The 11,427-nt window shown below is 66.7% G+C and carries 11 protein-coding genes and 2 pseudogenes; 9 read left to right on the forward strand and 4 right to left on the reverse strand.

What is annotated here, in order from left to right:
* The 3 genes from ACFE7U_RS15680 to ACFE7U_RS15690 all read right to left on the reverse strand — a co-directional run.
* The coding region (locus ACFE7U_RS15680; protein WP_375410651.1) for a chromate transporter at nt 1-226 on the reverse strand (226 nt) is incomplete at its 3' end.
* 363 nt (nt 227-589) lie between these two features.
* Nucleotides 590-799 (reverse strand): hypothetical protein, encoded by a 210-nt coding sequence (locus tag ACFE7U_RS15685; RefSeq protein WP_375410652.1) that lies wholly within the window; start codon nt 797-799, stop codon nt 590-592.
* Between the two features lie 284 nt (nt 800-1,083).
* On the reverse strand, nt 1,084-1,737 hold the full coding sequence (locus ACFE7U_RS15690) for a glutathione S-transferase family protein (RefSeq protein ID WP_375410653.1): 654 nt from the start codon (nt 1,735-1,737) through the stop codon (nt 1,084-1,086).
* A gap of 552 nt (nt 1,738-2,289) precedes the next feature.
* Here ACFE7U_RS15690 and ACFE7U_RS15695 point away from each other — a divergent pair.
* The 9 genes and pseudogenes from ACFE7U_RS15695 (at nt 2,290) to ACFE7U_RS15735 (ending at nt 10,840) form a co-directional block, all read left to right on the forward strand.
* Entirely contained in the window at nt 2,290-2,997 is a 708-nt protein-coding gene (locus ACFE7U_RS15695) for a hypothetical protein (protein ID WP_375410654.1), read from the forward strand.
* A pseudogene (locus tag ACFE7U_RS15700) lies at nt 2,942-4,222 on the forward strand (DNA-packaging protein). The gene ACFE7U_RS15695 and the pseudogene ACFE7U_RS15700 overlap by 56 nt, the downstream one beginning before the upstream one ends.
* 138 nt (nt 4,223-4,360) lie before the next feature.
* Nucleotides 4,361-5,524, forward strand: a complete 1,164-nt coding sequence (locus ACFE7U_RS15705; protein ID WP_375410655.1) for a phage portal protein — start codon at nt 4,361-4,363, stop codon at nt 5,522-5,524.
* A gap of 96 nt (nt 5,525-5,620) precedes the next feature.
* On the forward strand, nt 5,621-6,817 hold the full coding sequence (locus ACFE7U_RS15710; protein WP_375410656.1) for a tyrosine-type recombinase/integrase: 1,197 nt from the start codon (nt 5,621-5,623) through the stop codon (nt 6,815-6,817).
* A gap of 101 nt (nt 6,818-6,918) precedes the next feature.
* On the forward strand, nt 6,919-7,539 hold the full coding sequence (locus ACFE7U_RS15715) for a hypothetical protein (RefSeq protein ID WP_375410657.1): 621 nt from the start codon (nt 6,919-6,921) through the stop codon (nt 7,537-7,539).
* A 100-nt stretch (nt 7,540-7,639) separates the two neighbouring features.
* Nucleotides 7,640-7,828 carry a helix-turn-helix domain-containing protein gene (locus ACFE7U_RS15720; RefSeq protein WP_375410658.1) on the forward strand — a complete coding sequence of 63 codons (189 nt, stop codon included), beginning with the start codon at nt 7,640-7,642 and terminating at the stop codon, nt 7,826-7,828.
* Nucleotides 7,829-8,040: 212 nt separating this feature from the next.
* Entirely contained in the window at nt 8,041-8,310 is a 270-nt protein-coding gene (locus ACFE7U_RS15725; protein ID WP_375410659.1) for a hypothetical protein, read from the forward strand.
* Nucleotides 8,311-8,351: 41 nt separating this feature from the next.
* Nucleotides 8,352-9,896: a DUF3987 domain-containing protein gene (locus ACFE7U_RS15730; protein ID WP_375410661.1), complete on the forward strand. Its 1,545-nt coding sequence runs from the start codon at nt 8,352-8,354 to the stop codon at nt 9,894-9,896.
* Nucleotides 9,897-10,324: 428 nt separating this feature from the next.
* Nucleotides 10,325-10,840: a hypothetical protein gene (locus ACFE7U_RS15735; protein WP_375410660.1), complete on the forward strand. Its 516-nt coding sequence runs from the start codon at nt 10,325-10,327 to the stop codon at nt 10,838-10,840.
* Between the two features lie 295 nt (nt 10,841-11,135).
* Here the strand turns inward: ACFE7U_RS15735 and ACFE7U_RS15740 are convergent.
* Nucleotides 11,136-11,427: pseudogene (locus ACFE7U_RS15740) on the reverse strand (hypothetical protein); the annotation flags it as partial.

An 11,427-nucleotide genomic window follows, 5' to 3' on the forward strand; every position in this document is an offset into this window, starting at 1 on the left:
CCGGCAGCAGGGTGCAGAAGTTCAGGGCGTGCAGGAAGCGGTTCTCGGAGACCCACCGCTTCTCCTCCACGAGAATGCGGTGCATCACGGCGATCTGGCCGGCCGGCCCGCCGAACGACAGGGCGGCGACCCGCAGCCAGACCCGGAACGCCTCACCGAGCGTCACGCTCGGCAGCGTCCGGGCAGGGGCGAGGGATGGCGAGGGTTCGAGGAGGGCGTCGCTCATGCAGGCTTCCTCAAAACTCGCCGCCGATCCAAGGCCTTGGCGTCAAGGCCTCGCTGAGGATCTCATGCCTGCGACGGCCCGAGCGGGATCCTGTCGGGCGTGGACATGGCGCGACCCGGCGGGACCCCGGATCGGAGGCGATCCTCCAGCCGAAGCCTCCTCCTGAGACCGCGCCCCGACGCCGTCAACCACCGGATCCGCTCCAGCGCTGTCAAGCCGGACGCGCCTGACGGATGGTGCGGTTCCGGTCGATCCATTCGGTGCAACCCATGCGCGTCCACCATACTGGCGCCGCGCTGAGGCGACGGCGTGCCCGGGGCGACCGGGCCGGACGCGTGCCTTCGCGCGGTCCGGCGGGGTACCTCAGCGGCCGATCTGCTGAGTGAGGGGCATGATGCCCTCGATCCCGAGGATCCTCAGGTCGCGCTCCTGCGGGCGGTATCCGCTCTCAACGGACGCCGCGCACCTGAGTGCGGCGCCGGCCATGGTCCAGTAACTCCTGACCGTCTCAAGCAGGTTGGCCCCTTCCGCTTGGGGAACGGAGAGGGCGGGATTCATCGTCGTCGTGGCCATCGGTAGGTCCCTCTTTGTTGGCGGGTCCCGATGGGCGTCCTCCCTGGACAGAGGACAGATGGTCCTGGTGTGCACTGCAGCAAAGTGCGGAACGGCACGGTCACGCAGGGTCATGCGCCCGACACGTGCCTGCGCTGCGCCCGAGAACGGTCCATCGCGCCTCGCTCCGGATCGTCCCTTCTCCGATTGAGCGGACGACACCCATGCCCCGCCGGACGGGGCAGGCGACGACGGACCCGAGGTCCGCATCGCGTGGTTCGAGGAGCGGCAGCGTCGCCCAATCCCTAACCCGTGCGGTGCTCGAACTCGCCCTCCAGCTGTCTGTTGAGCTTCTCGTCGATCGCTTCGGCGCGGGCGACGGCGGAGCGGGTCCGGAAGCGCTCGACGTATCTCAGCAACTCGAGGTTCGGCGGCACGAGCTTGAGGCTCGTGGTCCAGCCGAGTGCGGTCGCCCACAGGACGTCCGCGGCCGTGATCCGCTTGCCGAACAGGTAGGGACCCTTGCGAAGCTGCGCCGTCAGCAGGTCCATCACGGCGTCGTAGGTGCCGTAGGGCGACATCGCCTGAGGCCCCGGTTCGCGCTTCATGGATCGATCGACGACCGCTGGCTCGAAGGAGGAGCCGTACAAGACGAGCCAGCGCAGGTAGGGGCCGCGCAGCGGGTCGTCGAGCGCGGGGGCGAGCTTCGCCTCGGGATAGAGGTCGGCGAGATAGATGAAGATCGCGGCCTGCTCGGTCACGACCACGTCGCCGTGCCGGATCGCCGGCACCTTCCCGAGCGGATTGACCGACAGGAAGGCGGGCGCGCGATGCTCGCCGGCCTTCAGGTCCAGCGTGCGTATCTCGTAGTCTGCCCCGAGCTCTTCCAGCAGGGTCAGAACGCCCGACGAGCGGGTGAGCGGCGAATGGTAGAGCGTGATACGGCGGGGATTGGTCACGGACAGCTCTGTCGATCGATCATCCGAGTTCGAGCACGGCGGGGATCGCGCTCGGCGCATTTGGACCACCTACCCCAATCGACCTGTCCGGCCAAACCGCTCGGACCAAGACGCCGACACGATGCCCGACGCTGTTCAAGAGGGGCCGAACGGGAACCGTCCGCGCGCGCCGATCGCCGCCAGAAACGGGACTGTCAGCGCTCGGACAGCTCCCGCCGCGCGCGAGAACTTGAGTTCAGTCCGCTCCTGGGGGGCGCCGGCAGCAGCCTCTACGTCTGGGTAGGGTGGCAAGCAGCCGGTCGACCGGGGTCCAATTTCAGAACGAGATGCCGGCCACCCGACCTCCGCGACTAGGCCCCCGTCGACTTGGCCTCCTAGACGACGAACGCCTTCAGCCGATGCACGCCGCTCTGTCCCAACTCCCCAAGGGAGCGGAGCAGCGTGGAGACGATCAGGCCTATAAGCCTTTTATAGGAATATACGCTTGACAGCGGCACGCTCCTGGGCTATCACTACCCCACGCTCAAGAAGTGTGGATGGACGGGGGCGGCGATGGACCTGACGTTTCATCCGATCGCTTTACGACGGCATGTCGAGAAGCTGGTTCGAACCACCGACAGGACGCTGGCGGCGATCGCGCAGGAGACCGGCCTGTGCCCCGGCACCATGGGGCACTGGAACTTTCGCTGGGGCTGGCGGCCCCCCGCCCACAAGCCGCGGCGGCGGAACGATCCGGCCCGGTGGTCCGCGTCGCGCCACACCGCGGTGGAGAGGCTGTATCGCAACCCGGACGTCGAACTCTCCGATCTCGCGGCCGCACTCGGCGTGGGCCGGTACGGGGCATCGGCCTTCTTCAAGGGCTGCGGGTTCGGCAGCCGGCCGCGACCGCCCCGCACGGTCCGCACTGTTGGCACGGGCGGCGACCTGCGGGCGGCCCTGCGCGGGCACGTCGCCCGGCAGGTCGAGCGGTTCGATGCGGCCCTGAAGGGCAAGGCGCCCTTCGATTCGAGCAAGGTTCTGCGCGATCTCGGCGGGCTCAAGCGCCTCCTCGACGACCTCGATGCGGACGAACGGGTGAAGGAACTCGGCGATGAGGCGGATGCCGGCAAAGCGGAACGCGCCGCCGGGTTCGCCGCCCTCGACCTGCCCGCCCTGCGCGCGCAGATCGCGCGCCGCTATGCGGCATTCGCAAGCGAGCGGGCGGATGCAGCCCTTCCTGGCGAGCCTGCCGCCTTCCCTGATCCTCGCCCTCTCCCGTGACTGGCTCCACTGCGCGCGGCCGGACCAGCTGCCGCCCTGCCGCACGCTGAGGCCGTGAACGACCTGGGCGGTGATCGGCGGGCGCGGCTCGGGCAAGACCCGCACGGGGGCCGAATGGGTGAGGGCGCTGGCGCTGGGCGACCCCGCCTTCACGGGCTCGGCGGTGGGGCGCATCGCACTCGTCGGCGAGACCTTCGCCGATGTCCGCGACGTGATGATCGAGGGGCCGTCCGGCCTGCTCTCCCTGGCCGGCGAACGCCCGCGCTGGTCGTCGTCCCGGCGCCGGCTCGACTTCGCCAATGGCGCGGTGGCCCTCGCCTTCTCGGCCGAAGAGCCCGACAGCCTGCGCGGGCCGCAATTCGGCGCCGCCTGGTCGGACGAGGTCGCCAAGTGGCGCTACGCGGAGGCGGCCTACGACATGATCCAGTTCGGGCTGCGGCTCGGCGAGCATCCGCGCAGCCTCGTTACCACGACCCCGCGCCCGACCGCGCTGATCCGCCGGTTGCTCGGCGACCCCTCCGTGGTGGTGAGCCGCTCGCGCACCGCCGACAATGCGGCGAACCTGGCGCCGGCCTTCCTCGACGCCGTGGTCGGGCGCTATGCCGGCACCCGGCTCGGGCGCCAGGAACTCGACGGTGAGCTGATCGAGGACCGGGCCGACGCCCTGTGGAGCCGGGCCGGGATCGAGGCCGGCCGTGTGATCCAAGCACCGGAGGCGCTGGCGCGCATCGTCGTGGCGGTCGATCCGCCGGCCTCGTCTCGGGCCGGCGCCGATGCCTGCGGGATCGTGGCGGCGGGCCTGTCGGGGAGCGGTCACGCCTACGTGCTCGCCGACGCGACCCTGAGCCGGGCCACGCCCCAGGCCTGGGCGCTGGCGGCCCTGACCCTCTACCACCGCCTGGAGGCCGACGCCCTCGTGGTCGAGGTCAACCAGGGCGGCGAGATGGCCGGCGCCGTCATCCGGGAGATCGACCCGACCGTGCCGGTCGTGCCGGTGCGGGCGACGCGGGGAAAGTACCTGCGGGCCGAGCCGGTCTCGCTGCTCTACGCGCAGGGACGCGTCCACCATGTCGGCGCGCTGCCGGCGCTCGAGGACGAGCTGTGCGACCTCGGCCCCGGCGGCCTCTCCACCGGCGCCTCGCCGGACCGCCTCGACGCCCTGGTCTGGGCGCTGACGCATCTCATGCTGGGGCCGCGGGCGGAGCCGCGGATCCGGCGGTTGTAGGGTGGCACTTGCCCCTCCCCGTTGTGGGGAGGAGCCAGGGGGTGGGGTGGTTCCGCCTGCCTCGACTAAGGGTCACCCAGCCACCCCCACCTCCAACTCCTCTCCACAAGGGGGGAGGAGAGAACCGCGAGGATCGCCATGCCCAACCTCCTCACCCGTCTCACCCGGGCGGCCGGCGCCGTGCTGTCGACGAAGGCCGCCCCGCTCTCCGCCACCCGCGTCGCCTTCTACGGAGAGGGCCGCGCGGTCTGGACGCCGCGCGACTACGGGGGCCTCGCCCGCGAGGGGTTCCAGCGCAACGCCGTCGTCCACCGGGCGGTGCGTCTCGTGGCGGAGGCCGCCGCCGCCCTCCCGCTCGGCCTGATCGACGGCGCGCCGGCACATCCGCTGACGGCGCTGCTCGCCCGGCCGAACCCGCGCGAGGGCGGGGCGCGGCTGCTCGAATCGCTCTACGGGCACCTCATGGTGTCGGGAAACGCCTATCTCGAAGCCGTGACCCTCGATCGCACCCTGCGCGAGCTCCACACCCTGCGCCCCGACCGGATGCGGGTGGTGCCGGGTCCCGACGGCTGGCCGATCGCCTACGACTACAACGTCGGCGGGCGCACCCTGCGGTACGACCAGACGGGGGAGGGCGTGAGCCCGATCCTCCACCTCACGCTGTTCCACCCCACCGACGACCATTACGGACTCTCGCCGATGGAGGCGGCGGCGGTCGCCCTCGACATCCACAACGCGGCCGGCGCCTGGAACAAGGCGCTCCTCGACAACGCCGCCCGCCCCTCTGGCGCGCTGGTCTACGCCACCCCCGCCGGTGCCACCTTGAGCGAGACGCAGTTCACCCGGCTCAAGGGCGAGTTGGAGGCCAACTACCAGGGTGCCGGCAATGCCGGGCGCCCGCTGCTGCTGGAAGGCGGGCTCGACTGGAAGCCGCTGTCGCTCTCGCCCAAGGACATGGACTTCGTCGAGGCCAAGAACGGGGCCGCCCGCGAGATCGCGCTGGCCTTCGGGGTGCCGCCGCTCCTGCTCGGGCTGCCCGGCGACGCCACCCACGCCAACTACGCCGAGGCCAACCGCGCCTTCTACCGCCAGACCGTGATCCCGCTGGTGCGCCGCACCGCGGAGTCCCTGTCCCAGTGGCTGGAGCCCGCCTTCGGCCCGGCCCGCCTCGAACCCGACCTCGACGCCATCGAGGCCCTGGCGCCGGAGCGGGAATCGCTGTGGCGCCGGGTCCAGGGGGCGGACTTCCTGTCCGTCGTACTATGGTCCAGAGGCGTTTTTTCAGGTTCGCTGACGCCATAAATTCCAGCAGGTTGATCCTTTAAGTGTCTACCGAAGTCCGCACGCATCCGCTACGATCCACTTCATTCGTTGGGGTAGATGTTGGGGTAAGCCGCGATGGCACGCGCTGTAAAGAAGCTGAGCGCGCGAGCCGCGGCGACGCTCACCGCGCCAGGCCGGCACTCCGATGGGGACGGCCTCTACCTCGTCGTTGACGCCAGTGGTGCAAGACGGTGGCTTTTCCTGTTCCGCTGGCAGGGTAAGCTCAAGGAGATGGGGCTGGGCGGCTTGTCGGCAGTCTCGCTGGCTGAGGCGCGGGAGAGGGCCCTGCAGGCTCGCCAGATCCTCAAGGCCGGCAAGAACCCAATCGAGCACCGCAGGGCGGCCAAGGAGGAGCGGCTTGCCGCCGTCACCTTCGGCGCCTTTGCCGAGGAGGTGGTGCGATCCCTCTCGCACGGGTTCCGGAACGACAAGCACAAGGCGCAGTGGTTTTCCACGCTCGCGACCTATGCAGGCTCTCTCTGGCCAAAGCCCATTGACGAGATCGGCACGGAGGACGTTCTGAGTGTCCTCACCCCCATCTGGCAGTCGAAGAGTGTGACAGCCTCGCGCCTGCGCGGCCGCATTGAGCGGGTGTTAGACGCCGCCAAAGCCAGAGGACTGCGCAGTGGTGAGAACCCAGCGCTCTGGCGCGGTCACCTCGACAAGCTGCTGCCGGCTGGCCGGAAGCTGACGCGCGGCCACCATGCCGCGATGCCGTTCGATGACGTGCCCGCCTTAATGGCCGATTTGCAGTCACGCGATGCCATGGCTGGACTTGCCCTGCAGTTCTGCATCCTGAACGCGTCGCGTTCCGGTGAAGTGCTGGGCGCCCGCTGGGCCGAGATCGATCGCAAGGCGAAGGTCTGGGCGATCCCAGCCATACGTATGAAGGCGGGCAAAGAACATCGGGTGCCGCTAACAGACGCCGCGCTGGCAATCCTTGATCAAGCCGAGGTGGTGCGCCGTGGCGAGTACGTGTTCCCTGGTCAGAAGCCTGACCTACCTTTGTACAGTTCGTCCATGGAAAAGATGCTGCGGCGGATGAAGGTCGATGTGACGGTCCACGGCTTCCGCTCGTCCTTCCGGGACTGGGCTGGCGAGTGCACTGCCTTTCCCCGCGAGATCGCCGAGACAGCGTTAGCGCATGCTGTGGGTGATGCGATGGAGCGGGCCTATCGGCGCGGCGATGCGCTAGAGAAGCGGCGTGCGATGATGGAACAGTGGGCTCAACACTGTAGCAGGAATGCGAAAGACCGCGAGGAAGCGGCCTAATATTTGACGCGCCGCTCCAGCATTCCGAAGAGGGCAGACAGCTGATGGGTAACGCGGAACCAAGAGTCACCAGTTCCTTCGGCACACTGACGAGGATGAAAGTGTTCGATAAAGCCGATTGGAAAAAACTGGAAGATGCTTTAGGCAGAACGCTTGGTATGAAAGAAAGAGACGCGATCTCAGATCTGACCGAAGAATTTTTGAGCTTCCGAACACAAGAAGGTGACAACGTTCCTACGGTCCGAGAGGTTTCTGCAAGAATCAAGTCAATACGCACTAAAGCCGAGGATTTAAGATCAGATCTAGCAATAGATTGGGACGTCATCTCTGCGCATAATACGCCAGCAGCACACGCTGTGATTTCCATTAGCCGTAACAAAGACGGCGATGGAACCTTGGTCGCGCAACTTCAGGCAGCCCTCAATGAAGTTATAGACAGCTGTGATCAGGCCATGGAAAGACAGCCGCAAACTAGATCTACGGGTTACCAAGTCGGCTTCTCCTGGAAGCACGCTGTCAAGATGATGCATATTTTGCTCTACCCAGAACATCCACCCGGTGGGGGTATCGGTAAGAATGCCGATACGGGCAGCGGACCCTTCGTCAGATTTATTGATGCCTGGCAGGACTTCTTGCCTGAGGATGCTCGCAATCATTCTCTTGAAGCGCAGCCTGAAGCGCTGCAGAGCGCTGTAGACCGAGCCGTAAGGGGCAAAAAGTAGGCTCAAAATTCTGAGTATTTGCCCCTACAAACCGCCAGAGGGCCAAAGCAATGTACCAGCGGATGTCGCGGGCTGTCCCGACATTCGTTGGAGCAAGCGAATGAATTGCCAAGCATATAGCATCGCGGAAACCTTAAAGCTGGCGAACACTGGTCGCTCAACGCTCTACAAGGCCATCGCTGCTGGCCACTTGCGCGCGGTAAAGCGCGGTCGGCGCACCCTCATCCTAGCGGATGATCTGCGCTCGTGGCTGAACAGCCTGCCCACGCTCAAGCCGACGAATGCCTGAGGCGTGCATCACCAGAAAAGGCTGAGCCCGGCACTGCGCGATAGCGCAGAGGCCGGGCTCGATCGAAGTGTATGCCTGGAAGCTAACTTCGATCAGGACCTTACCACACATCGCCTGCTTGTTGAACGCCTACAGCGTCGCTTAGGCGTCAGCGCGACCCTCGCATCTGCCATCGCTGGACTTGCCGGCCTCGGACCCGTGGAGGTGCGCTCATGAGGGCAACCTACGCTTCCGACCCCCGCCCTGAGATGCTCTTCGAGTTCATCCGTGACACCCTCGCTGGTGCGCAGATCCATGCACAGCTCGGCATCACCTACGCGGAGATCGGCGATATCGCCGGTCTCAACTACTCGGCGCGCTCTCTAGTGGCCTGCACCCGTGCCGCCGTCAGCACGCTGGCCGACCTAAACGCCTTACGGAAGGTAGGGGCTCAAACCGTCGGCTCGCCAGCCGAAGATCAGGTTAGGGAGGGCGGACGATGAAGCCCGATCCATTCTTGGTCGAGATGGCGCAGCTTGGGTCCATGCCGACTGGCTCACGGTTCGACTCCAGCATCGCGGCTCGTCGATCGAGGCTAAGTGACCTGGGAACGGGAGGTGCTACCGCGTGGGCTGCCCCGGATCTGACGCTGCTCGGGACAGGGCGACGCCCAGCACCGGCGTTCCCGCTATCCCTGCTTGGCTCCTGGGCCGAGTGGGTGACAATCAAGGCGGCCGGCGCATCAGCGCCGGTCGACTACGCCGCCACGGCGCTGCTGGCTTGCGCCGGTGCCGCCATCGCTAACGTGCGCTGGCCACAAGCGGGTGCCACTTGGTCAGAGCCGCCACTGCTCTGGTGCGCTCTGGTCGGGCCACCCTCCTCGTCGAAATCACCATCGATGGACGCCGCCTTCGAACTGGTGCGCTTTGCCGAGGCGCAGATGGCGGCGGGCTTCGAGAGCACGCAACTCGCCCACGCCACGCAGATGCAAGCCTGCGAGGCCCGTCTGGATGAGTGGAAGGCCGCAGTGAAGAAGGCCGTCAAGGCTGGTGCCTCGGCGCCGGAAATGCCGAGCGACGCCCTTCCCCCGGCGCCGCCGGTTCGTCCCCGCATTCGGGTAGCCGATGCCACCGTCGAGGCACTCGGGGGATTGGCCGCCGCCCTCCCGCGCGGGCTGCTCCTGGTTCGTGATGAGCTGTCCGGCTGGCTCGGTGCCTTTGACAAGTACGGTGGCGGCGGCTCGGATCGCGCCTTCGCCATCGAGATGTACGGCGGCCGGTCCTACGTCGTCGACAGGGTCAAGAACCCACTGCCGCTGCACATCCGCAACTTGTCCATCGGAGTCCTGGGCGGCGTGCAGCCCGAGAAGCTCGCGGTCATCATCGACGGCCCCGATGACGGCCTCGCCTCACGGCTGCTCTGGTCCTGGCCCGAGGCGATGCCGGGGTTCTCGCTCGCACGCGCGCTGCACGATGACACGATCGAGAAGCGGAATTTTGCGCGTCTGACGGATCTCGCCATGGCCCACGATAAGTCCGGGCAGACAGAGCCCGTACGCGTGCGGCTCACTGTAGAGGCGGAGGATCTGCTGGAGGCGTTCGCCCGTGACATCGCCGGGCGATCGCAGCACGCGAGCGGCCTGTTTGCCGGAACGCTCGGCAAGGCCCGCGGGCATACGCTGCGCCTCTCGGCCATCCTGGAGTATCTCTGGTGGTGCGGCGGCGCCAAAGCGTCCGAGCCGAGTGCCATATCGGCGCGAGCGGTTGAGGCCGCAGCAGGTCTACTCGACGGCTACTTCTTGCCCATGGCTGAGCGTGCCTACGGCGACGCCGCGATCCCACTTGTTGAGCGCCGGGCCAGGCTGCTGGTGCGGCATCTGCGGCGGACAAGGCAGACCGAGTTCAATGCGCGCGAGGTCCGATGCCAAATTGGTGGCATGCTGCGCGAAGCTAAGGACATGCATGCTGCCTGCGGGATGCTGGTCGAGGCCAGCCTCATTCGTCCCGCGTTCGAACGAGCCGGCGAGACAAAGGGCAGGCGAGCGCAACGCTATGAGGTGAACCCAGCGATCTTTGGGGATTGGTCATGAGCGCTTGGCTGTCGCGCGCCATCGTCATTCAGCGATGTCGTACCACTGTGCCGTTAGTGCCATTAGCGCCAATAGCAGGGGCTCGGAGGCGTGGACCGGCACCTATTGGCGCTAATGACGCTATTGGCACAGGGGTCCCCGTAGATGAGGCGACCTTCAGCCCTCGGCGGCGAGCCGACAATCCAGCCGCCCAAGTGCCCTTGATCAACGCTGCCGACTGGCTCGCTCACTGCGAGAGCGGGCGGCCATCCGCGAGTTCGAGGGCGGGCTACCGCGACACGAGGCTGCGCGGTTTGCACAGGCGGACACCGTTATGGCGCTCGGCCCTCGACCACCCCAAACAGACGGGAGAAAGCCATGAGTACCGCAAGCCCAGGCGTAGGCGCCGCCGTAAGGTGGTACTCCCAATCTCAGACGAAGGCACGAGCATGACGGCCAAGAAATCGAGCGCTCCTTCAGCCAAAGCCAAGCCGCCTGCCGTCCGCCCGCAGACTGAGAAGAGCACTTTAAGCGATCTCGGTGGTGCCTCCAGCAATCGCTGGAACGCCTACCTGATGGCCATGCTCGTCGCGGCGGTCCCAGACGGTGACGACCCCAATCAGCGCGAAGGCGTCACCAAGACCATCGTGGCCGGGCAACGGGCTATGAACGTCGCCGATCCCGTCGAAGGCATGATCTCGGCCCAAATGATCGCCGCCAACACGGCGGCCCTGAGCCTCTACCGCCGCGCCTTCATCCCGGAGCAGAACTTTGAGGTTCGAACCAAGTACCTAGCGCTCGCCGACAAAGCTGCCCGAACTGTCGCGTTGCTCACCGACACACTTGACCGGCACCGCAGCCGGGGCGAGCAGCGCATCACGGTCCGGCACGTGACGGTGAACGCGGATCAGGCCGTGGTCCTAGACCAGTTCGTTTCCGGCAGCGGGTCGGACGGAAAGGGGTAGGGGTGAAGAACGAAAGCACGATCAACCCTATGCAAGCCTCTCCGATGCACCTGTCGATTCGCTGCCGGGCGCACTCGAAGCGGACCGGACTGCCGTGCCGCGCACCGGCTGTGAGCGGCTTCCGGGTCTGTCGGATGCACGGAGCCCGTGGCGGCGCTCCTACGGGCAAGCGCAATGGACGCTTCGCAACGGGTGCCTACACCGCCGAGGCGATTGCGAACGGCCGCTGGATCTGCGCTCTGGCTCGCATCGCCAGGGATCTCGATGAAACCGTGTAGATCAGCGGTAGGGTGGGCTACGGCATAACGAGCAGCAGCAGGTAAACAGCGAAAAGCACGAGGTGCACGGCGCCCTTCAGCATGTCGGTCCGTGAGCCGCCAAAGGTGAGCGAGCTGACGATCATGGTGAGTCCTAGCAGAAGCGCATTCGATTGGGACAAACCGAGGACGATCTCGGTGTCTAATATCAGGGCGATTGTCAGGGCGGCCGGCACGGTGAGGCCAATGGTCGACAAAGCCGAGCCGAGCAGGATGTTGGACTTGCCTCGGTTTAGTGGAGAGCGGTTTGGGTAGCGCTGCGCTTCTCGA

Origin of the sequence: uncultured Methylobacterium sp. (genome assembly GCF_964251405.1) — a bacterium.
GTDB lineage: Bacteria > Pseudomonadota > Alphaproteobacteria > Rhizobiales > Beijerinckiaceae > Methylobacterium.

Bases quoted from the DNA above. Each gene is read 5' to 3' on its own strand.
- ACFE7U_RS15685 (WP_375410652.1), bottom strand. From the start codon at position 799: ATGGCCACGACGACGATGAATCCCGCCCTCTCCGTTCCCCAAGCGGAA.
- ACFE7U_RS15695 (WP_375410654.1), top strand. From the start codon at position 2,290: ATGGACCTGACGTTTCATCCGATCGCTTTACGACGGCATGTCGAGAAG.
- ACFE7U_RS15705 (WP_375410655.1), top strand. From the start codon at position 4,361: ATGCCCAACCTCCTCACCCGTCTCACCCGGGCGGCCGGCGCCGTGCTG.
- ACFE7U_RS15710 (WP_375410656.1), top strand. From the start codon at position 5,621: ATGGCACGCGCTGTAAAGAAGCTGAGCGCGCGAGCCGCGGCGACGCTC.
- ACFE7U_RS15720 (WP_375410658.1), top strand. From the start codon at position 7,640: ATGAATTGCCAAGCATATAGCATCGCGGAAACCTTAAAGCTGGCGAAC.
- ACFE7U_RS15725 (WP_375410659.1), top strand. From the start codon at position 8,041: ATGAGGGCAACCTACGCTTCCGACCCCCGCCCTGAGATGCTCTTCGAG.
- ACFE7U_RS15730 (WP_375410661.1), top strand. From the start codon at position 8,352: ATGCCGACTGGCTCACGGTTCGACTCCAGCATCGCGGCTCGTCGATCG.
- ACFE7U_RS15735 (WP_375410660.1), top strand. From the start codon at position 10,325: ATGACGGCCAAGAAATCGAGCGCTCCTTCAGCCAAAGCCAAGCCGCCT.